This window comes from Hymenobacter convexus, assembly GCF_030580955.1.
Taxonomy (GTDB): Bacteria; Bacteroidota; Bacteroidia; order Cytophagales; family Hymenobacteraceae; genus Hymenobacter.
This window is the reverse complement of the sequence record NZ_JAUQON010000012.1, coordinates 53878-79433: the sequence shown is the minus strand read 5'-3', so window position 1 is coordinate 79433 and position 25556 is coordinate 53878. Positions and strand designations below refer to the sequence as shown.

General features: G+C 62.3%; 19 protein-coding genes. 16 read left to right on the top strand and 3 right to left on the bottom strand.

What is annotated here, in order from left to right:
- Positions 1-17 precede the first annotated feature (17 nt).
- Genes Q4S41_RS21040 through Q4S41_RS21030 form a run of 3 tightly spaced genes read right to left on the bottom strand, consistent with a single transcriptional unit; the run spans position 18 to position 5516 of the window.
- On the bottom strand, positions 18-1631 hold the full coding sequence (locus Q4S41_RS21040; RefSeq protein ID WP_305033109.1) for a contractile injection system tape measure protein: 1614 nt from the start codon (positions 1629-1631) through the stop codon (positions 18-20).
- The gene (locus tag Q4S41_RS21035) at positions 1628-2962 is read right to left on the bottom strand and encodes a hypothetical protein (protein WP_305033108.1); all 1335 of its coding nucleotides are present in this window, start codon (positions 2960-2962) and stop codon (positions 1628-1630) included. The genes Q4S41_RS21040 and Q4S41_RS21035 overlap by 4 nt, the downstream gene beginning before the upstream one ends.
- Positions 2949-5516 carry a hypothetical protein gene (locus Q4S41_RS21030; RefSeq protein WP_305033107.1) on the bottom strand — a complete coding sequence of 856 codons (2568 nt, stop codon included), beginning with the start codon at positions 5514-5516 and terminating at the stop codon, positions 2949-2951. The genes Q4S41_RS21035 and Q4S41_RS21030 overlap by 14 nt, the downstream gene beginning before the upstream one ends.
- Positions 5517-6271: 755 nt before the next feature.
- On the opposite strand from Q4S41_RS21030, the gene Q4S41_RS21025 reads away from it, so the two are divergent.
- The 16 genes from Q4S41_RS21025 to Q4S41_RS20950 all read left to right on the top strand — a co-directional run bounded on the left by Q4S41_RS21025 (position 6272) and on the right by Q4S41_RS20950 (position 25453).
- On the top strand, positions 6272-6904 hold the full coding sequence (locus Q4S41_RS21025) for a DUF4255 domain-containing protein (protein ID WP_305033106.1): 633 nt from the start codon (positions 6272-6274) through the stop codon (positions 6902-6904).
- Positions 6905-7111: 207 nt separating this feature from the next.
- A complete protein-coding gene (locus Q4S41_RS21020; RefSeq protein ID WP_305033105.1) occupies positions 7112-8866 on the top strand; it encodes a phage tail sheath family protein in 1755 nt (584 codons plus the stop codon).
- A 43-nt stretch (positions 8867-8909) separates the two neighbouring features.
- On the top strand, positions 8910-9383 hold the full coding sequence (locus Q4S41_RS21015; RefSeq protein ID WP_305033104.1) for a phage tail protein: 474 nt from the start codon (positions 8910-8912) through the stop codon (positions 9381-9383).
- A gap of 107 nt (positions 9384-9490) precedes the next feature.
- A complete protein-coding gene (locus Q4S41_RS21010) occupies positions 9491-9892 on the top strand; it encodes a phage tail protein (protein ID WP_305033103.1) in 402 nt (133 codons plus the stop codon).
- A 4-nt stretch (positions 9893-9896) separates the two neighbouring features.
- Positions 9897-10364 (top strand): phage tail protein, encoded by a 468-nt coding sequence (locus tag Q4S41_RS21005; RefSeq protein ID WP_305033102.1) that lies wholly within the window; start codon positions 9897-9899, stop codon positions 10362-10364.
- 9 nt (positions 10365-10373) lie between these two features.
- Complete coding sequence (locus tag Q4S41_RS21000; protein WP_305033101.1) at positions 10374-10553, top strand: DUF5908 family protein; 180 nt, start codon at positions 10374-10376, stop codon at positions 10551-10553.
- A 2-nt stretch (positions 10554-10555) separates the two neighbouring features.
- Entirely contained in the window at positions 10556-11239 is a 684-nt protein-coding gene (locus tag Q4S41_RS20995) for a CIS tube protein (RefSeq protein WP_305033100.1), read from the top strand.
- A 1-nt stretch (position 11240) separates the two neighbouring features.
- Positions 11241-12890, top strand: coding sequence for a type VI secretion system tip protein VgrG (gene vgrG / locus Q4S41_RS20990; RefSeq protein WP_305033099.1), 1650 nt, complete (start codon positions 11241-11243; stop codon positions 12888-12890).
- Positions 12891-12908: 18 nt separating this feature from the next.
- On the top strand, positions 12909-13088 hold the full coding sequence (locus Q4S41_RS20985) for a hypothetical protein (protein ID WP_305033098.1): 180 nt from the start codon (positions 12909-12911) through the stop codon (positions 13086-13088).
- A gap of 21 nt (positions 13089-13109) precedes the next feature.
- Positions 13110-13520, top strand: a complete 411-nt coding sequence (locus tag Q4S41_RS20980) for a GPW/gp25 family protein (RefSeq protein WP_305033097.1) — start codon at positions 13110-13112, stop codon at positions 13518-13520.
- Between the two features lie 20 nt (positions 13521-13540).
- Positions 13541-13972: a hypothetical protein gene (locus tag Q4S41_RS20975; RefSeq protein WP_305033096.1), complete on the top strand. Its 432-nt coding sequence runs from the start codon at positions 13541-13543 to the stop codon at positions 13970-13972.
- A gap of 27 nt (positions 13973-13999) precedes the next feature.
- Positions 14000-17983: a baseplate J/gp47 family protein gene (locus Q4S41_RS20970; protein WP_305033095.1), complete on the top strand. Its 3984-nt coding sequence runs from the start codon at positions 14000-14002 to the stop codon at positions 17981-17983.
- A gap of 194 nt (positions 17984-18177) precedes the next feature.
- Complete coding sequence (locus Q4S41_RS20965) at positions 18178-20244, top strand: tail fiber domain-containing protein (protein ID WP_305033094.1); 2067 nt, start codon at positions 18178-18180, stop codon at positions 20242-20244.
- A gap of 171 nt (positions 20245-20415) precedes the next feature.
- A complete protein-coding gene (locus tag Q4S41_RS20960; protein ID WP_305033093.1) occupies positions 20416-21225 on the top strand; it encodes a LysM peptidoglycan-binding domain-containing protein in 810 nt (269 codons plus the stop codon).
- Positions 21226-21506: 281 nt separating this feature from the next.
- Positions 21507-21815 (top strand): hypothetical protein, encoded by a 309-nt coding sequence (locus Q4S41_RS20955; RefSeq protein WP_305033092.1) that lies wholly within the window; start codon positions 21507-21509, stop codon positions 21813-21815.
- A 305-nt stretch (positions 21816-22120) separates the two neighbouring features.
- Entirely contained in the window at positions 22121-25453 is a 3333-nt protein-coding gene (locus Q4S41_RS20950; RefSeq protein WP_305033091.1) for a T9SS type A sorting domain-containing protein, read from the top strand.
- Positions 25454-25556 lie beyond the last annotated feature (103 nt).

Sequence of the window (25556 nt, the reverse complement as noted above, 5' to 3'; positions counted from 1 at the left end):
CAGATGGTAGCGGCCGGTCAGGCCTGCTGCCATTCAACAAAAATCAGGCGCTCCATCCAGGGCAGCTTCACGTGGCGCACCGCCCACGGCAGCCGGTCGATGATGATGTCGTGGGTTTCGCGGGCCGCTTGCAGCAGCCAGTGGCCGTCGCGGGTGCTGAGCAAGCCTTCCCGCTGCAAAAAGGCCTGCCGGAAGCCCTCGACGGATACCGTCCGCCACAGCGGGCCGTTCTGAATCACGGCTTCGAGCAAGGTTGTGGCGGCGCTTGCTTCCTCCGGACGAATAACCCAGGCCGTAGGCAGGGGCTGGCCCAGCGCCAGGCCGCACAACAATTTGTTGAGCGGAAGCGCCGCCTCAAAGACGTCGTCGGTCGTGCCTTCCGCGAGGTATTGCAGCATCAGGCAGGCCCGGGTGGCCGCGTCCGCATCCGGAAATCGGCCTTCGCTGGTGAGGCCGAGCGCGGCAAAAAACCGGGGCAGAAAGGGCCAAAGCAGCACCAGTCCCGCGTTCCGGATGCCGATTTTGTCGGAATCGCTGAACGTATCCGCCCGGCCCAGGGGCAAGATTCGGCTGGTTGCCGCTGGGCCCGGTTGCCCCGGTGCCAGTCCCTGAAGCAGGGTTTCGGCAGGGGAGGGCGCGCTGCTTGAAAAAGGCGGGCGCCGGAGCGACGATTCAGTGGTGTCCGCCCGGCCGCCTTCGTCCTCCAAAGCCGCCGGCTTTGCCGGCTCCAACGGTGCGGGAAGCCCCGGCATAGCGGCCCGTGTGGGAGCAGAAATTGCTTTTCCAAGCGAGAAAACCTCCGCGAGCAGCGCCAGCGTATCTTGCCCAGGCAGCGCTGCGGCCGGGATGCCGTCCGCTTTGGCGGCCAGAAAACGGCTGAGCAGGTGATAAATAGCTGGGGCATCGTAGTGGCCGGCAGCCACGCCCTCGTGGGTGGCAGTTTTAAACAAGCCATACCACCAGGCCTGCCGTCCGGCCACAGATTCCGCAATGGCGCCTTGCGGGCCCAACAGGGCGGCCTTCAGCCCCTGTAGGCCCGGCGGTGGCGCGGGTAGCCACAGCCCCAGCAGCTGCTCTAGCAGCGTGTCCGCGCAAGAATAAAAAAGCCGCGCCGTAGCGGCCGGCTCATCCAGAATATTGGTTAGCAACCGTTTCAGAGCGCGGGCATCCTGCCGCTGGGCACGGGCAAAAGCGTCGGCCAGGCGTTGGGAGGAAACCGGCGTGGCCCACCAGGGCAGCAGGCCGAAACGGAGAAAATAGGCGATGAGGTCGGTGTCGCTGCCCAGCGTTTTTCCGGGCTTGTCGCTGCTGTTGCTGGGGTTGCGCTGGTCCACCGCCGGGCCTGCTGCCGCCAGCACGGCCGGCGGCAGCACCCGCTCCAGCTCGTGGGCCAGCCGCTGGGGCAGCGTCAGTTCCAGGTCGGCAAGGGCGATAGTGCCCAGGTCGATTTCGAGGCGAGTCAGCTGCACTTTGTCCGGGCCGGCGTAGCGGCTCAGGTACTCGTCCAGCAGCGCGGTAAACACCTCCCGGCAAATGCGGCTGACCCGTTCCTGCACCGCGTGGCTATCGGTGCCCGGGGGCAGGTGCACTTCAACCAGCTGGCGCCGGATAATGTGTGTCTGCTGGCTCATGCGCCGTCGGGCCGGACGGGCACGGCTATCGTGCCCACTACCACGCCTTCCGCTTCGCGGGTGGGCTTATACGCGAACACGCTAAACGCGGTGTCCTGCGTGAGCACCCCGGTTGGCAGGTACACGGCGTCGCCGCTGAACGTGTCTACCGCAAATTCCAACCCGACCCTGGCCTTGCCGATGCCGGCATTGATGTGATGGTACGCCGGCATGCCGATGGGGGAGGTGCCGGCGCGAAGCTGGTAGCACACGCCCAGCTGGGTGTTGGCCACCTTAATAATTGCCGCCGTGCCGGCCGCTACGTCGCTCACCGCCGTGTTTTTGCCCGCCTCGGTCAGGCTTTCCACCAGCGACAATTCTTTGGCCGGGTCCGGCCTTACCGGCACGGTCAGTTGCACGGGCAGCACCTCGGCCAGGCCCGACGCCACCTTCGTGGCTCTGATGCCGACGGTGCAGTCCTCCCGCAATGCCCCGATTGGCAGCTCGATTTCGCCCCCTGTGCCGGCCACGGGCAGCGCGTCGGCCGGTTGGGCCGTGCCGTCTGCGTCGGTGATAAGCAACTGGTAGCTGGCCGTTTTTTGGGTGTCGGCCAGGCGAATCACCGCCCTGCTGTTGTAGTCGACGACGGGCGGGCTCAGCACGGCGGCCAAGTCCACATTGGGTTTTACTTCCACCCGCAAACGATGCGTCAGCAAGTCGCTCAGGCTGGTTTTACTGGTTTTCGTGCTGGTAGCCCGCACCACGATGGTGGTGTCTTCGGTCAGCGCATCCGTCCAGAGCTGCAAATCGCCGCTAACCCGGGTGACCACCGCCGTCCCCAGGGGCTGCTCCTGCTCGTCCACCAGTTGGTACTGGGTTTTGCTTTGCGCGCCCAGCACCCAAACCTCGGCCGGCGCAGCGAAGGCGATGGCCGGTTCTTTCAGGGCGGTGGGTAGCTCCGTGTCAATCCGGACCTGCACGAGCGCCGCCTGCAGCAGCTTCACCTCGGGAAAGCTGGCCAGGAAGGCTTCGGTTTCCGGCGGGGTCCGAACCGCCCGGACGCCAAACGAAAAATCTTCGTCGTCCAGGCTGTTGGTTTTTAGCTGCAGGGTGCCGCCAGTGCCTTCGGCCTCGGCTTTGGTCCCGCTGACGGGGCGGCCCTCGCCGTCGCACAGCCGGTATTGCACACCGGGCTGGCTGTAGGCAATGTCAATCAAGGTGAAATTGCCGTGCATCACCACTTTTTCTTCGGCCAGCACCGGCAAATCGGGCAATGGGGCGGGAGCGGCTAGGCCCAGTTGCCGCACGAGCACATTGCGCGCCGCCCGAAGCAAGTAATTATTGTTGTCCATACCCCTTGAGTTGCAGTTGCTCCAGAAATTGTTGGTAAGCGCCCTCAAATTCGCCCATGGCCGCCGCCGACAGCCATTTTACATAAACCTGAAGGTGAGCCGGCGTCTGCGCCCGAATGGTTTGTTGGGCAAACGCCCGAAACGCCTCCTCCTGAAAGCGCGGCGGCCAGTCCGGAAACACAAAGGTGAGCTGCAGCGAGTACGGGTCCGGCAGCAGCCGGTCGTCAATCCAACTGCCGCCGGCTTCGTCTTCCGAGAAGCTTTTGTTAATCTCAAACGTGTTGCGCGTCAGCCGGCTCACCACGTAGGTGCCGTTGTAGTGCGCCGTATTGATGATTCTGATTTGGGCGCCCACTTCCAGCTGGTGGTCGGGCGCCGTGCACACCGTGCGCTGGGCCGAGCTCGGCTTAAAGGAGGCTATGGGCTGCCGGGCCAACGCCAGCAGGGTCGTGTTCAGGCCCGTGCGCAGCCAGGCCGGCCCGGGCCCGCGCTTCGCCTCGGCCAGCGGCTGGTACGGCACTTCAATTTCGAAGGAATCGGGTTTGATTTGCCCCACCGTCTGCGTGCCGTCGTAAGCGCCGGCATTGATGATTAGCACGGATTCGCCGGTGGCCAGGCCATTTGTAGCGCACCGGCACAGCGTGCGGCCGGGCTGGTCCGATGCCTCAAAGGCGGTGATGCTCACCGGTAGCAAGGCGGCCACCGTCGGGGCCACGTCGCTGGCCAGGGGGCGCAGCAGTACGTGCTCAATCAGGTGAAAGCCTTCTTCGTTGGCGGATGCCAGGCTTCGGCGGCGCCAGTCCGCAATGCCCAGCTTTGCCGCCACCCGCTTTTCGAGCCCGGACACGTTCAGGGTGTCCCAGCCCGGCGCTGTGTAATCGAAGGCTTTGCCCCGGTCGTTGCTGAGCTGCGGGTAGGCTTTCAGGAAGCGTAGCTTGGCGTTGAGCAGCTGCGCGGGCAGCTCCTGCTTGAGTTGCGCCTGCGCTGCCGGCGGCAACGCCCGCGAAACATCGGTCAGGCTTTCGCCAAAGCGGGCCAGCAAATGGTCTAAAAACCGGTCCATCCGCTCGTGCGGCTCGTACGGCTGGGCCGCCGCGGTTTCCGGCCCGGGCTCGGTACCCAAGGTCACGCCAGGCTCTCGAAGCACCGCATGCACCCCGGGCACAATGCCGGCCAGCGGCTGGAAAGCGGGCACGGCCGCCGGCTCCACATCGAACGCCACCAGGCTCTTCAATCCCCCAACCTGCGCAAAATAATCGGCCAGAATTTGCTCGAAGAACAACAGGTAGGCCTTGAGCTGCTTGGCCTGCGCCTGCCGCTGCGGCGACGCATCGTCGGGCAAGCCGAAATCGCCCAGCCCGTACACGGCTGGGAAGTGGTGCTGGATGGAATAATAGGTGCCCGCCTGCCGGTACTGGCCGGCCGGAGCCGTGCGGTCGCGGTGGCTGCGGTCCAGTGGCCGGGAGGAGTTGGCCGCCCGCAGCTGGTCGAAAAGGGCCTCGACCCGCCGGGCATCCGGCCGCACCACAATGCCTTTCTGCACAAAGGCGGGCCCTTGCAGTTCGGCCGCGGCGTCGGGGTTGAGCAACCACAGCAGGCGCGGGGTCTTCTTAGGGTCGAGCGTGAACGACCACAGCCGGGCCGGTTGCTTGTCCTCCTGGAGCGCGATGCCGTTCACGGCCTTTACCCCGGGCAGGGCCATGATTACCCGGATGATGTCGGAGACGTGGATTTCTGTCCGGCGCCCAAACGCGTCGAGCTCCCGGTCGTCGATAAAGCCGTGCTGCAGCGCGGGACCGTCAAATATCTCCTCGGTGGTGAGGCCGCTGGCGATGCGCTCCTGCAGCGTGTAAAACCGGATGTGCGGGGAAATCAGCTCGGCCACCTGAAACCGCACCGCCGCCGCCAGCGCATCGATGTCGGCGGTGGCTTCCAGCTCGATGGTGCCCAAAAGCGCGATTCCCTGGGCCGGCAACGACCGTACTTCGACGAAGTCTTCGCACAGGCCGCGGCATTGGTGCAGCCGGGCCCACACGGCGGCCTCGGTGGCGTGGGTGTCGAGCAGTTCATCCGGCTCCACCAGCACGCGGTACAGCCCATTGATGAGCAGCGGCGCGGCCTGCCCGCCGGCATCGGCCACTTCGAGCGTGTGGCGGCGGGCGTCGTAAAAAATGTCCGGCGCGGGCTGCGACACTTTTTCCACCCAGGCGTTTTTCACGCCGGGCACGTCCAGCACCACCTTCCGGATGTCGGCCAGCGTGACCGGATTGACGGTGAGCAGCTGCGCCGGGCTGAACATGCTGTCCCCCAGCGTGCCGTCTTCCCGGGTCAGCAGGTCCCGGATGTCGTAGTTGATGCGGTAGGCCAGGTCGGTCAGCACGTAGCACAACTGCTCCAGGATGGTGATGCCGGGGTCGTGGGTGTTGTGGTCGGTCCAGGTGCTGCCCGCCAGCCGCCGGATGTGGCGCAGGCCTTCGGCAAACAAAAAGTCAAAATCCAGGGCCGGGTGTGCCGGGGGGGCGTTGGAGATGCTTACGGGACGTGCAGCAGCCATAAGAAAACTGGGTAGAAGTGTGCGGGCCCTCGTGGTCGGCCGATGCGCGCCGGATGCTGGGTCTGAAACAGGGAAAGAAGGTTTTAATGCCGCAGCTACTGAACGCCCGGCTTTTTACCGGCTGTCAGCGGGAGTGGCTTGGTGGTCAGGGCTGCCCGGAAACGTCATCCGGCAGCGCCCGGCCAGGTCGAGCGGCCAGTGTAGCTGTCGGATTAAAAGCTACCCCCAGCGCAATCTATCGGCATCTCGGCAGGAAGCAGGTCTTACCAGGAGTAAATGTAGTCTGCCTATTTTTCTATTGAGCGCTAACGTACTCACGCAAAGTGGGTCCGTGCAAGTTTTGTAAATGCTCGAATTGATTAAATAATAGCAGGCACGCACATAAGCGCATGAGTAGTAATCAAATAATTGATTTGATTCCGTTGGCTAAATCCATAATATGAGGGAGAGTATCAGCTTCCGGCTGCGGCTGACCCAAGCAACCGGGCGCACTCGGGCAACCTGATTTGCCTTGTCTGCCAAAGTGTTCTGTAATGCGAGGTGGTTCTGGAGCATGTAAAAAACAACGCTCCATAAATTTTTGCTTGTAGCTATATAAACTCCTCTTTACATTTGGCCCATCGAGCTAAATACTATCCTAACAAAAACTTGAACATTCTTGCGTTTAACGGCAAGACGGTTTGTTTTAAATGCCTCTACCTGGCCTGCGGCAGCCCCGCAGGTGCACATTAAACAACCGTTCCTCTACCCACGCAATGATTGATGAGGTATTGAGCCTGCTGCGCAATAAGCTGAACCGCTACTTCCGCACACAGACGCAGCTACAGGAAGACAAAGCGGTGTTTTTGGCCGGTGAAAACACCGACCCCATCGTGTTTCCGCTGAACAATGTGGTGCCCTTGCTCATCAACATTGAGGAGGAAAAAATGCTACGGCCCGCCAACCGCTACCAGGAGCACTACGACCACGCCACGGGGGTGAGAACGGGCAAGCATCCGCCCATTAGCATCAACCTGTTTGTGCTGTTTGTGTGCCGGTTTTCGGCCTACGAACAGTCGCTGAAGTTCCTGTCGCACATCATGCAGTTCTTTCAGCAAAACCTGACCCTAGACGGCGAGAACTGCCCGGAGCTCAAAGACCATCCGGAAATCCAGCAGCTGCGCATGGAGCTGGTTACCATGTCTTTGTCGCAGCAAAACGAACTGTGGAATTCGTTGAAAACCCAGTACCACCCCTCCGCCTTATACAAGGTCGGGATTCTGGTTTTCCGCGACCGCGGGGAGGACGCGGTAACGCCAGTCACCGTCCGCGAAATCCGGACCACGTCGCTGGCCACCGACAGTTTGAGCAATAAGGAGCCCGAAGTACAAATTGCTGTAAGCCAGTAAAATGGCATAATTCCGGCCGGGGCTGACCGGCGGGAGGCCATCGGTAATCAGCTATTCTGAATTCAACCGCCCCCTCTCGCCCGGCTGGTCCGCGCGGCGAAAAGCCCGCTGAACCCTGTGGAAGACCACCCACGCCGCTGGCCATCAATAATTGGCTTTCCCCTTGCATTGCTTTCTCCTCACGTTTAAAAGGCAACTACCCCGCACATGAATTTACTCACCCCGGATGTCTACATCAAAGAAGAGGCTACTCTGCCGCCATCGGTAGCGGAAGTATCGACGGCCGTTCCCATCTTCATCGGCCACACCGAGCTAACGGTGAAGGGCGAGGGGGTGCCAGTCCGCATCAATTCGCTGCCGGAATACCGGCTGTACTTTGGGGGGCCGGCCCCGCGCAACTACACCGTGACGGTGGAGAACAACGCCTTGCCCTATGCCCTGCGGGTGGAAACCGATGCCGACGCCATTCCGGAAACGCATAAGCTGTTCTACGCCCTCGACCATTTTTTTAAGAACGGGGGCAGCGACTGCTACGTGCTGTCGGTGGGGACGTATCAGGAGGCCAAGACGAAAGAACGGTTTTCGGCGGCACTGGACATTGTGGCCATGGAAGACGAGCCAACTCTCATCGTCTTATCCGAAGCCAGCAGCCTGCCGGAGGCCGATTATTACGAGTTGTGCAGCGCCGCCCTCGCGCAGTGCAACCAGCTTATGGACCGGTTTTGCCTGATTGACGTCATTCGCATCGACAAAGACGCGGCGGACTTTAAAACAGGCATTGGAAACAATAACCTGAAGTACGGCGCGGCCTACTACCCCTTTCTAAAGACATCCATCGGCTTTCAGTACGAAGATGCCGGGGTGACGGTGATTAACCGCGGAACGGCGTCGGCCCCAAAAGCGACTACCACGGGCTCGGCCGGCACCAGCAGCACAACCAATGCCGGTGCGCCGGCCCGCGTGGCGGCGGCTCCAACGTTTGCGGTCGACACCAATTCGCTGACCATTAGCATTGAAAGCGACACGCAAACCCAGACCGTCGTGGACGAATGGAACAAGCGGACGGACCTGGAGAAAAAGGGTTTTGACCTCGACTCAGAGCTTGGAAACACCGAGCTGTTGGGGGCAATAGAAAACGAGACGATAGCCAAAGGCCGGAGCAAAACCGTCGCGGGAGGCCTTAAAGTAACGAATAATGGTGCTGCGGCTAAGCTCGTTGTCGTCGTAACGCCGCCGGCTGCCACTGCTCCCCCCGTTGCACCTGCCTCTGGCACGACACCCGGAGCAAGTTCTTCCAACAGTACAACCACGTTGGATGAGATAAAGAACACCCAAACGGCGCTCTACAATGCCATCAAGCAGCGCTTGAGTCTGGAGACTGTCACCTTGCCGCCTTCGCCGGCCGTGGCGGGGGTGTATGCCACGGTGGACCGGGAGCGCGGCGTGTGGAAAGCCCCGGCCAACGTGAGCCTGAGCGCCGTGGTGGCCCCCGCCCAGAAAATCGACGCCGGGCAGCAGGGGCGTTTGAACATCGACGCCGACTCCGGCAAGTCCATTAACGCCATCCGCAGCTTTACCGGCAAGGGGACGCTCATTTGGGGCGCCCGCACCCTGGCCGGCAACGACAACGAATGGCGCTACATCTCGGTGCGGCGGCTGTTCAGCATGGTAGAAGAGTCGGCCAAGAAAGCCACGTTCTTCGCCGTTTTCGAGCCCAACGATGCCGCCACCTGGCTGAAAGTCCGGGGCATGATTGAAAGCTACCTCTACACCCTCTGGCAGCAGGGGGCGCTGGCCGGCCCCTCGCCCAAAGCCGCCTACTACGTGCGGGTGGGGCTGGGCACAACGATGACCACCGACGACGTGAACAACGGCCGGATGATTATCGAAATCGGCCTGGCCGCCGTCCGGCCCGCCGAATTTATCGTCCTCACTTTCTCGCACAAACTCCAGGAAGCCTAAGCCCGCTGGCCCGGCCTAATACTACCTAACAGCCCCCAACCCCATGGCACTGACCCCTGAACAGATTAAAACGGATTACCCGCTGCCCGTCTACAACTACCGGGTGGACATCGGCACGGCCACCATTGCGTTTTCGGAAATATCCGGCATGGAGATGGCGTTCGACACCATTTCCTACAGCGAAAGCCGCAGCGCTTCGGGCAAGCCCGGGCCCGTGGTGATGCACATGCCGGGCCTGCCTAAGCCGGTGCAGCTCACGCTCAAAAAAGGCTACGTGCGGTCCAAAAGCATTGCTGTGCTCTATGACTGGATTAAAAGCATCGAGCTGAACCGGGTGGAGAAGAAGGATGTGACGGTTCATTTGTGCGACGAAAAGGGCGATTCGGTGGTGCGCTGGAAGGTCATCGATGCCTTCCCGACCAAGCTGACCGCGCCCACCTTCAGCGCCACGGCCAACGAAGTGGCCATCGAGTCCATGGAATTCATGGCCAGCAGCCTGGAAATAAGCGAGTCCTGATTCGACCCTTTTTCTGAAACGCTGAAACGCAACCCCCCGGCCGCACCCAATGCGGACGCTGCCTGCCTATGGAACCCGCGAAGAATGAGCGTGCGCCTGCCTACCCGTTGCCCGTTTTCAACTACCGGGTCCAGGTCGGGTTGGAGGTGCTTTCGTTTTCGGAAGTATCGGGCCTGGACCTGGAATACGACAAGGTCATCTACAAGCACGGCCTTAGCTACGCCATGGGGCCGAACATCATCCGAACCGAACCCAACCCGGTCACGCTCTCGCTCCGCCGCGGCATTGCCCCCAAGCGCAGCGAGCTGTGGCGCTGGTTTAGCGAGCCGACCAAAAAAGACCTGACCATCGACCTGTGCGACCCCACCGGCGCCGCCATTGTGCGCTGGAAAATCGACAAGGCCCTGCCCCTGAAGATGACCGCGCCGGCCTTTGCGGCCGCCTCCAACGACGTTGCCATCGAAACCCTGGAGCTCATCGCGCCCCGGCTCACCCTGGAATACCTGTAGCAGCATGGATACCCTAAACATCCTGAACCCCGACCCGCCGCTGAACCACCGTTTTGGGGTGTTTTTCTTCGCGGGCGGGCGGGTGCCCAACCCCATCGATACCCGCTTCCAGAAAGTATCGGGGCTGAGCACGTCGTTTCAAACCGAAAGCATCAGCGAGGGCGGGCAAAACCTGTACAGCCACCGCCTGCCCACCCGCGCGGCCTACAACAACCTGGTGCTGGAGCGCGGGCTGGTGGTGGGCTCCCCGCTCAGCATGGAGTTCGACGCGGCTTTTTCCCTGTTCCGCTTCGCCCCGTCCAACGTCCTGGTCACCCTGCTCGGCTCCCAGAACGAGCCGCTGGCGGCCTGGATGTTCATCAAGGCGTACCCGGTGGGGTGGGCGCTGGGCGCCCTGGATGCCAGTAGCCCGGCCGTGGCCATCAATACCCTGGAACTGGCCTACAGCCGGTTTCAAACCATACATGTATAAGCCGATGCCATGCCTGTAGAAATCAAGGAATTGGTTATAAAAGCAGTCATCACCACGGGCGGTGATGCGGCACAGGTAAGCAACACGGCGCCCGACATAGCCGCCGGTAACGGCCTGAATCAGCAGGAGCTGATTCAGGCCTGCGTGGAGCAGGTGCTGAAAATTCTCAAAAAGGAAAAAAACCGGTAGCCATGGCTTCGTCGGATTTATTCAAGCTCGAGAAGCTGAAAATCATCGTGTATGAAAGCGCTGACCGGCAGACGCCCACGGCCAAGTTTGAGCTCATGTTCAACCCTGAGTCGTATTCGCTGGCGTACAAAAACGTGTACAGCACCGGGCAGGGCATCAATACCAGCGGCCGGGCGGCCGACTACGTTTTTGGCCAGCCCACGAAGTTTTCGCTCAAGATTATCATCGATGGCACGGGGGTGACGGAAATTGGGCTGGCTCCCCGCGTCGACGTGCAGGACCAGGTCGACCGGTTTCTGAAGCTGGCGGCCCACATGGACGGTAAAATTCACGAGCCCAAGTTTCTGGCGGTTCAGTGGGGGAAGTTCACCTTTCCGTGCCGGCTCGAGCAGGCCCAGATAACCTACCCGCTGTTCGACAACAGCGGCCTGCCGCTGCGGGCGGAGCTGGATACCGTCTTCATCCAAGACCAACCCGATGCCGCCCGGCTGCGGGCCGAAGGCAAGTCGTCGCCCGACCTGACCCACGTCCGAATCGTGCAGGCGCACCAGACGCTGCCGCTGCTGTGCCAGGAGATATACGGCTCGCCGGGCTACTACCTCCAAGTGGCTGAAGCCAACGGCCTAGACAACTTCCGCAACCTGGTACCGGGCCAACGCCTGGTCTTCCCGCCCCTGGAAAAGTGACATGATTGTAACCACCACCATCACCAGTGACGGCACGGGCATGCCGGCGGCCTACGAGCTGCTCTCCATCGACGTGAGCAGCGAATACAACCGGGTGCCCACCGCCGAGCTGGTGCTCCTGGACGGCAACCCCGCCACGCGGGCGTTTCCCATCAGCGACAGCGCCTTTTTCGAGCCCGGCAAAGAAATCAGCATCAGCCTGCGCTACGAAGGCCTGCCCAACAAAGAGGTGGCAGTATTCAAGGGCATTGTGTTGAAGCAGGGGCTCCGGCTGGACCGCGAGGGCTGCACGCTGGAAGTGGAGTTGAGCGACCTGGCCGTTAAAATGACCAGCCTCCGCAAGAGCAACGTGTTTGCCGGAAAAACCGACAGCGCCATCATCGCCGCGCTGATTAGAGCGAACAGCCTCACGGCTGGGAGCATCGGAGCCACCGAGGTGGAACACCAGCGCATTGTGCAGTACCAGGCCACGGACTGGGATTTTATGCTGCTGCGGGCGGCCCAGAACGGCCTGCTGGTGGCGGCGGCCGGCGGCACCATTTCGGCCACGCCCCCGGCCATTGCGGCGGCCAGGCAGACATTCGAATTTGGCCTGACCGAAATTTTTGATTTTCAGATGGAAGTTGACGCGCGGTACCAGGTGGGGGCAGTCAAGAGTGCGTCGTGGGATGCCAAGCGGCAGGAGCTGACGGCGACTCAGGAGGCCGCGCCGGTTTCCCTGTCGCAGGGCAACCTGAAGCCCGCGGCCCTGGCCGAGGCAGTGGGCGCGAGCAACCAGCTGCTGCTGACCGGCACCGCGCTGCAGGACGGCGAAGCCAAGGCATGGGCCGATGCCACGCTGCTGCGTAGCCGCCTCGCCATGGTGCGGGGTAGTTTTCGGGTGCCCGGTCTGGCCAGCTTGGCCCTGGGCGACACCATCGAGCTAAAAGGGCTAACCCAGCGCTTTTCGGGCAAGACCATCGTGACGGGGCTGCGGCACCAGGTGAACGCGGAAGGCTGGTTTACGAGCATTCAGTTTGGGTTGTCGCCCATCCCGTTCGCGGCCACGCCGGGCATTGCCGACAGTCCCGCGTCGGGGATGCTGCCGGGCATCAGCGGCCTGCAGATTGGCATTGTGCAGAAGTACGAAGAAGACCCCAACAAAGAGCACCGGGTAAAAATCATGATACCCGTCATTGGCCAGGCAAGCGGGCTGGTGTGGGGACGCTTGGCCGCCCCGGACGCCGGCAAAAACCGGGGACTCTTCTTTTGGCCCGAACCCGGCGACGAAGTCATTCTCGGGTTTCTCAACGACGACCCCCGGCAGCCGGTGATTCTGGGCGCGCTCTACAGTTCGGCCAACCAGCCGCCGTGGGCGCCCGCCGATACCAACGCGCAGAAAGGACTGGTGACGAAAGGCGGCACAACGCTGCTCTTCGACGACGAGAAAAAGCTGGTGAGCCTGGCCACGGCCGATGGCAGCTCCATCACCCTGGACGAGGACAAAAAATCGGTGGAGATTAAGGACAGCCGCAGCAACGTCATCCGCCTCACCGCCGACGGCATCGTGCTGGAAAGCGGCAAGGATGTGTTCATCACCTCCAAAGGTACCGTGCACATCGAGGGCACAAAAGGCGTCGAAATCAAGGGCGCCAAAATCGATATCAAATAACCCTTTCCCTCCACTACCATGCAGGAAATCACGCTGAAGTTGACCGTTGGACAGATTAACCTCCTGCTGGAGGCGCTGGGCAGCCAGCCCTACCTGCGGGTGTACGAACTCATCGAGGTGCTGCAGCGCCAGGCCCAGGCCCAACTCGGCGAACCGGAGCCGGCGGGCGCTCCCTTGCAGGCCACATCCCAGTCTTAAGCGGGCACTGCCGCCAACGCCATGGAACCAGACGATGCGTTTTTAGGAAGAGGGTGGGGGTTTCCGCCCCGGTTTTTTGCCAGCGGGGCGGAAGTCGAAATGGTGGCCGGCCCCGACGACATTCGGGAAAGCCTGCACGTGCTGCTGCACACAGCCTTGGGCGAGCGGCCGATGGCCGCTTCGTACGGCTGTGATTTGCTGCAGTTTATGTTCGAGGAAGTAGACCAGCATCTGATGACGGGCTTGCGCGAAGTCATTAGCCAGGCCATTCTGCTGCACGAGTCCCGCATCGTGCTCGATGGGGTGGAAGTGCAGCGCAGCCGCACCGACGCCGGCCTGCTGCTGGTGGATATTGCCTACACCGTGCGGGCCGTGAACAGCCGCTTCAACTTTGTGTACCCGTTTTACCTCAACGAAGCGACTGGCGGCTAGCCGCGCTTACCGGACCGAAAATGGAAGACTTTGTAATCGTGCACGGCGACCAGGTAACGTTTTTGCCCGCCTTTGGCCCGGCCGTCGTCGTGGTGCGGCCCGGGGTGATGCAGGGGAGCGGCAAAATGACGCTGAAAGGCAAAAAGGTGTGCATCGAGGGCGACGAGAAGCAGCTGTCGGTGCCGGGCTGCATGTACACGGCCGGGCCGTTTAGCATCCCCGGCGTGGGCACCATTCAGATTTCCGCGTTGGGCCCCGGCCAGTTGTCGCAAAAAACCAAGCTGGGCGGCAAGGCGCTGGTGCTGAAAGGCACAAATCTGGTGGCGAAGCTGATGGTGCAAACCCCGGCTCAACAGCCCGCGCCGCCCGGCCCGCCCGTGCCGGACCCGGCCCCGCAGTATGCCGGGTCCGGCAGTTTTATCACAACGAATGCCACGCTCAAAGCCGGCTAAGGAAGCGGTGACCCGAAAAAACACACCATGCTCGACACCCTGATTCCCCCGCAGTTCCTGTACGGCGACGGCACCACACAAAACCAGCGGCCCGCCGAGGCGCTGGCCCCCGGCTATGCCGTGCCGGACGCGCGCCGCACGGCCGACCTGCTGGCGCTGGCGCAGAAATACGCCCGGTTCATCCAGTTCTTTGGGGAAAACAACAACCGGCTGGGCACCTGGGAGGCCTTTCTGCCGGGCCAGTCACTGGGCAACGCCGACGAGACGGCCCCGCCGGCGTCGGGCACGCAATGGATAGCCGATATCAGCGCCTACCTCAACGACCCGGCCAGCGTTGCCGACCGGCCAGAATTGCAGCAGCGGCTCTCCCGCCCACATCTGGTGCTGTTTCTGACCTTTCTGCAGCTGCTGGAGCCGGTGCGGGAGCAGCTGAACGGCTTCACCGGCCGGCAGCTGGACTATTACTACCGGCAGGTGCTGGGAATGAGCGTGGGCGAGGCCGTGCCCGACTTGGCGCACGTCATCGTCTCGCTGGCCGAAGACGTAGACCAGCTGTTTCTGGAACAGGGTACGGCCTTGCTGGCGGGCAAAGACAGCCTGGGCAAGGACCTGGTGTACCGGGTAAGCAAAAGCACCGGCATCAGCCGGGCCCGGTTGCAGCGCAGCGCCCACCTTTTCGTCGAGAAAGAAACCCTGACAATAAAAACAGCCCGGGAAATGGCCACCATGGAGCCAGATGCCGGGTTCCTGCGCATGATGCAGTTCGCGCACGAATTTCTGCGCCCCGCCGAACCGGCCCCAACCGAGCTGCCTTATCTGACCGAAGCGTCGTTGGCGGAGGTCGCCAAGCAGCTTTTTGTCTCACCGTCAGACGCTGCGTTCCTGCTGGAACTGCAAACCAACAGCAAAAACGGCAATAGCTCCGAATGGGACAAGGCCTACTTCGTGCTGGAGCAGGCGTTCAAGGACAAAACGATTTTTGACCGGCAGCAGGCGCTGAAGAAGCTGCGCGAAAGCACGACAAAGTCGGTATACATGACCCTGCTGCGGGCCACGTTTGGCGTACCCGGACTGCCAGCCCTGCTGCTGCCTGCCGCGGGCGACGAGGCGAGCCCCCCGGCCGTGACCAGCGACGACGAGCTCCAGGCCCTGGCCGAAGAGTACCTCACCGAGCGCGAGCTGAAGCTGGTGCTTGACACCAGCAGCGCGGCGGACCAGGCAAGCCCGGCTGACTGGGACAAGGTGTATGTGGCGCTGGAGCGGGCCGCCCGCAAACAAGGGAACATCGCGCTGCCGATGCCTATGAAGGAGGTGTGGGGCAATGTGCACGCCCGCGACGACGCCCGCGCGCCCGCCGGCCCGGCCCCGCTCGCCCGCCTGTGCTTCGCGGTGGCCTCGCCCCAGCTCGCCCTGGCCGAAGGCGTGCGGACGCTCACGCTCACCTGCGCGTTTCAGCCGGATGGCACGGCGCGGCTCGATGCGCTGCGGGAAGCGCTGGCCGCGCAGCCCGAGGCCATAACCTGGGCCCTCAGCGGCCAGAAGCGCTGGGTGGAGGTGGAGCCGACCCGCCCGCCCGTTTTCGGCGATTTTGTGGTAGGGAAGGCGGCGCGGGCGTACCCGTTCGCGGTGCTGGACGGCGTGGCCACGAAGGCCGATAAAGCGCGGTTTGCGGAAGACGAAATCGGTAACTATCTGGTTGCCGCCGATGGGGCCATTTACCTGATATCGGCTACCGCGGCGCCCGCCACGAAAGTGAGCGTGACGGCCAAGGGCAAGGTCGGTGCCGGGCACGAAGCCGGCCTGTACAACGCTGCGCAGGTGTACCTGCACGCGATGCAGGTGCAGTTTGTGCGGCAGGCCACGGACCCGCCGGTGGAAGCCCCCGGCGCGGCCGACGAGGCGTGGCCCACGCCGGGCAACGTGCCGGTGCTGGCCCTGCAACTCAACCAGGCCCCGCCCGAGGCCCTGGACGACCAGCGCCAAGATGGAGAAAACATTTATCAACTGTTCAGAGAGTTGAAGCTCAACCGGCTGAAGGTGGAAGTGGCCGTGACGGGAATCCGGACCCTGCGGCTCCAAAACGACTACGGCTTCGTGAACGGCAAAAAGCCGTTCGAGCCGTTTGGCCCTTCGCCTCAGGCGGGCGTCAGCCTCTACCTGGCCCATCTGGAGCTCAGCAGCAAGCGGCTTGACTCGCTGACGCTGACGCCACAGTGGATGGGCGCGCCGCCGAAGTTCGAGACTCACTACGAGAATTACTGGAAAATCCGGGCACATTCGCTTACGCCCGAGAAACCGTTCGGGGATATAGCCAGCAATGACGCATTTACCGCCGAGCTCAGCGTAATTGACCAGCAGGTGGAAGGCGCGCCGCAGCGGGTTACGCTTTTTCGGCCCGATGCTGCCTGGACGCTAAACTTCCCGGCCCATCGGGCCGGAAGACCCGAGCCGGACGAGAACGAAACGGACCTGATGGAGTGGGGCCGGTACTTCCGGCTGGAGCTGAAAAGCCCCGATTTTCAACATGCCGCCTATTCCGAGCTGCTGGTGCAACAGGCTTTTCTGAATACCGATACGGAAACCAACAAGGCCTTGCGCCAGTTGCGGCTGAACCCGCCGTACACGCCGCTGCTCAAGTCGCTGACCGCCGGCTACACCGCGTCCTTCGAGGTGGAGCAGGGCGGCGGGGCCGACGCCGACGCCTTGGTGCTGCACCTCGGCGCGTTTGGCTACAAGGCCCTCACCCTGGGCCCCAACACCCGTTTGCTGCCTTTTCCGGAGTACCGCAGCGAGCTGTTGCTGGGCCTGAGCGCGGTGGACACCCCGCAAATACTGCCGCTTTTCTTCCAGCTGGCAGAGGCCACCGCGCAGCCGGACCTGACGCCCGGGCCGCTGGCGTGGAGCTACCTGGCCGGCAACGAATGGCGGCCGCTGGGGGAGGCGGCCGTGGTGTCCGACACTACCAACGGGCTGATGAACACCGGCATTCTGGAGCTGCAGCTGCCCATCTGGCCTGCTGGCAGCCTCGCCGAAAACACCTGGATGTCGCCCAAAGGACTCTACTGGCTGAAGGCCGGATTCGATGCGCCCATCGATGCCATTTCTGCTATTATTGCCATTGAGGCCCAGGGGATTAGTGTCGTTTTTGACGAGCGGTCGGACAACGCTGCCGACCACCTGCTGGTGCCCCTGCTGCCGGGCAGCATCACGAAGCCGCGGGCTGATATCCCGGAAATTGCCAGGCTCCGGCAGCCTTTTGGCTCCTCGGGGGGGCGGCCGGCCGAAACCGCCGCCGTTTTCTACAACCGCGTCAGCGAACGGGTGCGGCATAAAAACCGGGCCCTGACGCCCTGGGATTACGAGCGCCTCGTGTTGGAGGAGTTCCCCCAGATTTACAAAGCCAAGTGCCTGCCCGCCGCCCACGCGCCGGGGCGCGTCGACCTGATTGTGATTGCGGACATCCGCGGGAAAATGCCCGTTGCCACGGCCGAGCCCCGGGCTCCGGCTGCGCTGCTGCTCCAGATTCGGCAGTTTGTGGAGCGGCGGGCGCCGGCCTACGCGGCGGTGCAGGTGAAAAACCCCTCGTACATGCGGGTGAAGGTGCGGGCCGCGATAAAAATCCGGCCGGGCTACGGCGAAGCGCACGCGGTGCGCCAGCTCGAAGCCGACCTGAAGCGCTACCTGGCGCCCTGGGCCTACGAGGAAGGCAAGGACATCATCGTGGGCGGGAAACTCTACCCGGACATGATTGTCAATTTCATCGCGGGCAAAAGCTACGTGGAATTTGCGGCCAGCGTGGTGCTCTTTCTGAGCGAAGACGGCCAGCAGTACATCCCCATGACGAAAATGGCTGACGGCAGCGACGATAAAATGCGGACCCTGCCGCCCGAGTACATCCTCGTGTCGGCCCAGGAGCACATTTTCGACATCATCCGGGAAAGCCGGTTCGAGGAACGCCTGCTGACTGGCATCGGCTACGCCATGATGGGGCATGATTTTGCTGTCGGCTAGCCGGCCGGCACCGGTTGCTGCCCGGCGGTGCCGGGTCCTTAACTTTTTAATTGCTGCTCGCCGGAACGGCTTGATGCCCTGATTCTTCCACCAACCCGGCTCATGCTTCCCGCGGGGCTTTCGCCGCAGTGTTCAAACGTAACCAGCGGCTTTCTTTATTCTGAAAATCAATCAACTCAAACTCCTTACGCCGCATGAAAAACAGAACTGCCCTCCGCGACTACTTCCTCACCAATAAGATTCCGAAGCAGGAAGATTTCCACGAGTTGATTGACAGCAGCCTGAACCAGGAGGAGGACGGCCTCCGCCGGGCGGTGAACGGCCCGGTTGAGTTGGAGGCGCGCGGGGCGGGCGAGCTGCTGAACTTGTACAAGAGCTTTGGTGAGGGCGTGGCGCTGTGGAAAATCAGCCACAAGCCGGCGAGAAACGGGGAGCCGGCCACCGCCGGCCTGGACATCGCCGATGGGCAGGCCAGCCGCTTGTTCATCCGGACGGCGGATGGCAACGTGGGCATCGGCACCGCCGTGCCGGCTTCGCGGCTGCAGGTGGTATCGGCCGACAATGAGGTGGCCACCAACGTCTTCGACGTGCAGGCCCAAAACCTGACCCAGGGCGTTGGCCTGTGGTGGGGCGGCATCCGCAAAACCGGCACCAACCCCGCCGGTGACCTGGCCCTGGATGCCAAAGGCAATGGCGCAATTCTGCTAAACACCAGAGGCGGCACGGGCAACGTGGGCATTGGCACTTCGGCTGCTCCGGCCACCACCCTGGACGTGCGCACCGAAGACAAGTCGGCGGCCATCACCGTGGGCACCCGGGGGGCCAGCGGCGGGGCCGTGTACCTGGGCAACCCCAACCACGGCCTGCGGCGCGGCTTTCCCGAAATAAACAGCAACAACCACGTGGGCCTGTACACGACGGCGGGCGACTTGTACCTGTCGGGCAATGGGCCCAGCACCTCGCAGTTTGTGCTCACCAATGGGGGCAATGTGGGCATCGGCACCACCGCGCCCAACTCGCACCTGAGCATCAGCCCGAATGTCACGGAGGCCAAAATAACCCTTTGGGATGGCGGCGGCCTGGACAACCACTACGGCTTCGGGGTGAGCGGCGGGCAGCTCAACTACCACGTCGATGGCGCTGCTGCCCGGCACGCGTTCTACGCCGGGGGCAAGAACGGCAACGGCACCGAGCTGATGTGCATTCGGGGCACCGGCAACGTGGGCATTGGCGCCAGCGACCCCGTTGCCCCGCTCGAAATCCGGCGCCCCAACGCCAACGCCTACATGGTGTTCCACACGCCGGGCACGCACTGGTTTTCTTTTGGCCAGGACCACGCGGCAAATGACGACATCAAGATATCGGACGGCAATAATTTTAGTGGCGCCAACTACCTGACCATTCAGCGCGGCACCGGCAACGTGGGCATTGGCACCCAAGACCCCAAATATCCGCTCCACATCAACAAGGCGGGCGGTACTCCGCTTCAAAACTATAGGTATTACAATATCAACGGGCCTGGTGGCATTAGCTCCGGGCAAACCGATGTGAGCCTCTACGCCACGGCCCGCGTGGTAGGAGCGGAGTTCAACGCCATTTCGGATGCCCGCCTCAAAACCGTCATCGGCCGGAGCGACCACGCCGCCGACCTGGCCGTGTTGCGCCGCCTGCGCATCACCGACTACACCATGCGCGACCGGGTGCAGTTTGGCGACCAGGCTTTCAAGAAAATCATCGCCCAGGAACTGGAAGAGGTATTCCCGCAAGCGGTTCATCAGCACACCGGGTTCCTGCCCGACATTTACGCCACCGCCAGCCAGGTGCAGCGCCAGGGCGAGGCCTTGCTGATTGGCCTGTCGACTGGCCTGCCCGAGGCCGCCACGGCCGGGCAGCGGCTGAAGCTCATCGGCCCGGCCGGCGAGGTGCTGGTTGCCCTGGCCGAAGCCGTTGAAGCGGGCAGCCGGCAGCTGCTGGTGACGGGGGCCGACAGCCTGGCCGACGCGCCCGCGGAGGTGTTTGTCTTCGGCCTGGAGCACGCCAACGTGCGCGCCGTGGACTACGAAGCCGTGGCCATGCTCAACGTGAGCGCCACGCAGGAGCTGGCCCGCCAAGTGCAGGACCTGCACCAGCAAAACGCCGCCCTGAACGAGTTGACCCGCGCGCAAGGCACCCGGATTAGCGAGCTGCAAACCGCCCTGCACGCCCTGCAACAGCAGGTGGCCACGCTCCTTGGCGAGCCGGCCATGCTGCAGCGCACTTAAAGCCGGGACGGCTTCAGGCAGGCACTGGGGGAGGGAAATGAGCTGCATGCGGTGGGGCAGAGTCCGGGCTCAGCAGCCCTGGAAGAGCAGCCTGTCATACGATTTGCGGCAATGCCATTTACAAGCACCAGCATTAACCACAACCTGTTTTTTTCACTTCACGCTCATCACATGGCAATGACTTACAAGATTAAAGCAGGTGATTCGCTCGCTCGCGTTGCTGCGGCACAGGGCGTATCGATGCGCGACCTGCTGGCGGCTAACCGGCAAATTACCAACCCGGACCGGGTGCAGGTGGGTGATGTTATCAACATTCCCGCGCCTGTTCCGGCAGCGGCGGCCCCCAGCATTGCCGCTCCTAAAAAAGCGGCGCCCGCCATCACCCTTACCAAGCTGAATGGGCATGTCCCGACGGAAGTGCTAACGCAAATTCCGGCAATTATTGAAAAATTCAATATCGACACGCCGCTCAAGCTGGCGCACTTCCTGGCGCAGTGCGCCCACGAAAGCCTCAACTTCACCGCCACCACCGAAAACCTGAACTATTCGGCGGCTGCCCTCAAAAGCGTGTTCGGCAAGTACTTCCTGACTCCGGCCCTCTGCGACTCCTACGCGCGCAAACCCGAGGCCATTGCCGCCCGGGTGTACGCTTCGCGGATGGGCAACGGCGACGAGGCCTCGAAAGACGGGTGGAAGTACCGGGGGCGCGGGTTCATCCAACTCACCGGCAAATCGAACTACACGGCCTTCAACAAGTTCGTGGACGACGACGTGGTGGGCACCCCCGAACTGGTGGCCCAGAAGTACCCGTTGCTCTCGGCCGCCTGGTTTTTTCACAGCAACCAGATTATCGAGCTGTCGACGCAAGGAGCCACCGACGCGGTGGTGACCCTGGTGACCAAACGCGTGAACGGCGGCACCAACGGCCTGGACGAGCGCATCAAGCACTTCAAGGCCTTTTACGCGCTGCTGCAAGCCTAGCATCCCCGGCCCAGCCCGTTACGCATTGCTGTCCGGGGCTTTTCGGCGATTTCGCCGGGCCATCGTATAGCCGGGCACCGGCGCCGATGCCATTGCTGGCCATCTTGCCCCGTGCTGCTACCACCCGGCGCTGAAGCGCCGCTACGCCCTCTAGTATGAAGTTTGCCCCGCTGTTGTTTTTTCTTCTGAGTGCGCTCGTGGCTTGTTCGCCGAAACAGGAAACGGCTGCTGCGCCCGGGGCGCCGGGCACCGCGGCTGCGGCACCGCAGCCGAAGGCGACCGTGACCACAACTGTTTACCAACGGCTGCAGGGCAAATGGCAAAGCACCGACGACGACAGGAGCGTCATTGAGATTAAGGAGCACCAATACATCGATTACTACGATGGCAAGCGCCTCAGTACGGCCGCCTTCATCCTGGACCGGGCGTGCCCTTCTCAGCCGGGGGCCGGCCACCCCGGCGACAACGAAAACTACCTGGTGGAACCCCAGCAGGACATGTGCTGGGAAGTGGTTGGCGTAGACGACGAAAGCCTGGAACTCAGCTACACCGCCCGGGGCAATTCGCTGAATTACCGAAAAGTAAAATAGCCAATTCGCGCCCTTCGCCCTCCGCTGAGGCCGCAGGAAGTGCTACAGAAAACCGTCTTTGCATTGTCGGCCGATGGGCGCTACCTGGCCGCCACCCCCCATTCCTTGCTGCGTGAGCAGGAGTTGACGTGGTGTTCCAACAGCCGATTTCTGACTGCTCAGTTTTAATCTCTCATATCCAATACGCAACCTGCATTATGGCCCTCTCTACTCTTTTTCGTCGTCCTGCCTGGGGGCTACTTGCTTTGCTGTTCGAACTGAGTTGCCTACGGGCAGCCCACGCCCAAACCACTGCCCCCTTTAGGGTGAGTGTAATACCGGCCGGACCCGTGACCCTGACTCCCACGCATTCAAGCCAGGTTCTGACGGCTACCGTAATCGCGGGGTTTGACGGGGCGGTGCTGGCCACCACCTTGCTCCCCGATGGGCGGGTGCTGGTGGGGGGCGCGTTCACGACTTACAACCGCGTGGCCTGCGGCAAAATTGTGCGGCTCAACACCGACGGCACCCTTGATACCAGCTTCGCCATGGACGGCACCGGGCTCGATGGAAGCGTCCGGACCATTGTGGTGGAACCCATTGCGGCAAGGCCCAACAACCCCAAGATATTGGCAGGCGGCAATTTCACCCGCTATAATGGCGCTAATTGTGCCCCGGTAGTGCGCCTGCATACCAATGGCCGGCGTGACGTCAGTTTCAATATCGCGTCCAGTGACCTGAGTGGAACCATCAACGCCATTGCGGTGCAACCCGATTCGCTGATTTTGGTAGGCGGGTATTCTAGTCCCGATATCGTTACCCGGCTTTCGAAAACCGGCGTAAGAGAGCAGAATTTCCAGACTAATTTCACCATTTATACCAATAGCTATGTTACGGGACTTGCGGTGCTGCCCAACCAGGATATACTGGTAGCCGGGCTGCTGACGATAAGAGCTACTGCCTTTACGGATTCTTATGGATACACATTGGCGGTAATAAGACCAACGACCAATTTGTCGTTCGGGGTAGATTTTGTGAGAGGATTTGCGCTACCCGGTGATTCAGATGGTCCCAGTCCGTTGATAGTAGCAAAATCGTTTGGGGCCCAGATAACAGCCCCGATAGGCGCGACGGCGCTGACTGTGAAAGGTGACAGCATCCTGGTAGCGCGCTATGCCACGTTTCCGAGTTCGGGTTCGGCACCTTTCGTAGGGCAGTTCAATTACGTTTACCACTTTAGTGTGGCGGGCGTCCAGCGCGGCTCTTACAATACGGGGGGCGGGACGGTTTCAGCCCTTGGCTTTCACCGGAACGGCAAAATCCTGTTGGGGGGAAGCTTTACTCCCAGCGGGGGCACGGCCCCGACCTACCTGGCGCGTCTGAATGCCAACGCCACCCGGGACAATACCTTTCCCAGCAGCGTTCCGAATGGCCAGGTAAGGGCTTTGGCGGTGCAAGCCGATGCCAAAGTGATAATCGGCGGTGATTTTACAAGCGTCGGCTCCGCGCTATCCGACCGCAGCGCCCGGCTGACTCCTACCGGGGCCCTGGACCCCACCACCGGGGTGCTGGTGTCGGGCGCGACGTATAGCTGGAGCAGAAACGGCAGCTTGCTAACTGCCACTGCAAACCCCCTGCGGGTGACAACAAGCGGTATTTACACTGCTACCGCCACCATCGGTAGTCAGTCGGCTACTTCCAATGCCGTAACGGTGGTGGATACCCGTAGGCTGATTATTGAACCTTCTACAGCGGCTTCAACTGCTGCCAGAGACACGTTCAACACAATAATCGTAAAGGCGGGCGGGGTTGGAAAACTAACCGGCAATGTCACCATATATGACACCGTGCTGGTGAAAAGAGGAGGTACTTTGCGCTTAGGGGCTAACCTTGTGATGTCCGGTGCCTCCAGCAGCAAGTTTATGATAGAGCCCGGCGCAACCTTGAGCGTGGGCGACCCGGCTGGCATCACCACAAGTGGCCAAACCGGGGCCGTACGCACGGCGACCCGCAGCTTCGCCGATAGCTCCAGCTACGTGTACACCGGCATCGGCACCCAAGTCACCGGCAACGCCCTGCCGGCCCTGGTGCGCAACCTGACCGACAGCACCACCCAGGCGGGGGCTACGCTTTCGCTTAGCCGCGCTATTTCCGTAAGCCAGGTCCTGACCATTGCCAGTGCCAACGATTTCAATCTTAACAACCAACCGCTCCGGTTGCCTTCTTCGGCCAGTGGTACTGCCTTGGTGGTGAACAGCTCAACCGGCGGGGCCGCGGGTGGCACGGCTACCATGGAACGCTACATTGACCAGACCTTTAACCCAGGCCGAGGCGCCCGTTACTACAGTTCCCCGGTATCGGGGGCTACCGTCGGTTCTTTTGCTGCGATGCCCACGTTCGTCAACGCCTCGACCTACGACCCGACGCGCTTAAATACGGCAACGGCCACCATTAGCAGCGGGCTGGCTCCGGTTGCCACCAATGCTTCGCTGGCGGTGGGCCAGGGCTACGCCGTAAATATAGCGGCCAGCGACAAGGTCAGCTTTTCCGGCGCGCTCACATCGGGCCCGCAAACGCTGGCCCTCACCCGGACCAATACGGGGCAGATACCACGGGCTTCCAACGCGGGCTGGAACCTGGTGGGCAACCCGTACCCCTCGCCCCTGGACTGGAGCCGGGTCACCGGCGCCGACCGGCCCAACCTTGATGCCGCCATCTACACGTACGTGAGTACGGGGCCTACCACCGGCTTCTACACCACGTACGTGAACGGCTGGGGCGACACCCCCATCATCGCCGCCGGACAGTCCTTCTTCGTGCGCGTGAGCGACAACCAGTCCAGCGCCAGCCTCGCGCTCGACAACCGCCAGCGCGTGACCAGCTACGCTTCCCAGGCCGCCTTCAACCGCTTCAGCAGCAATGGCAACGGCGTGGCCCTGAGCTTTTCGCGCCCGCCCGGTGGCACCGGCGGGGGCAAGCCCCCCACTGTTATTTACGAAGACGCCCTGGCCGTGCCCAACGCCGCCGGCTTTAGCCCCAATACCGACGCCTACCGCATTCCCAGCACCGATAGCCTGAGCTTGAGCATCAGCGCCCCCGCCCCGGAAGACGAGCTTTCCATCAAAGCGCTTCGCACCATACCTACCAATGCCACCACCCGAATACCCCTTACCGCCAGAGTGCTGAAGCGCGGGAATTACACCATACAGCCAATCATTGTGCAAGTGCCCACCGGCTTATCGGCTTTTCTGGACGATGACTCGACTGGTACCTCGGTGAACCTGAGCAGGCCGCCCGCAACGTGGCCAAATTACGCTTTCCGTCGAGCCAACGTTCCCATCACCGGCCGTTTTGTGCTTCGCTTTGGTCCCACGGTAGCTACGGCCACCAATGCCCAGCAAGCCCTGCGCGGCATTGCCCTGTATCCCAACCCGGCGCACAGTCAGGTGGTGGTGCAGGTGCCGGCGGTGCCGGGTGCATCGCAGCTGCGGGCCACGCTCCTCAACGAGCTGGGGCAGGTGGTGGGCCGGCAGGATGCGCCCCTGGCCGCTGCCGGCACCCGCATGTTGCTGAATGTGCAAGGCCTGGCGCCGGGCGTGTATGCCGTGCGCCTGCAAACGGGCAGCGCCAGCGTAGTGCAGCGCCTGATAATAGAATAAGGCCGGCAGGGCGCACGGCGCCGCAAAAGCCAGTGGCCCCCAGTTTCCGTTCGGAGCTGGGGGCCATTTTTATATCCTATCTGGTCGGGTAATTGATGCCGGC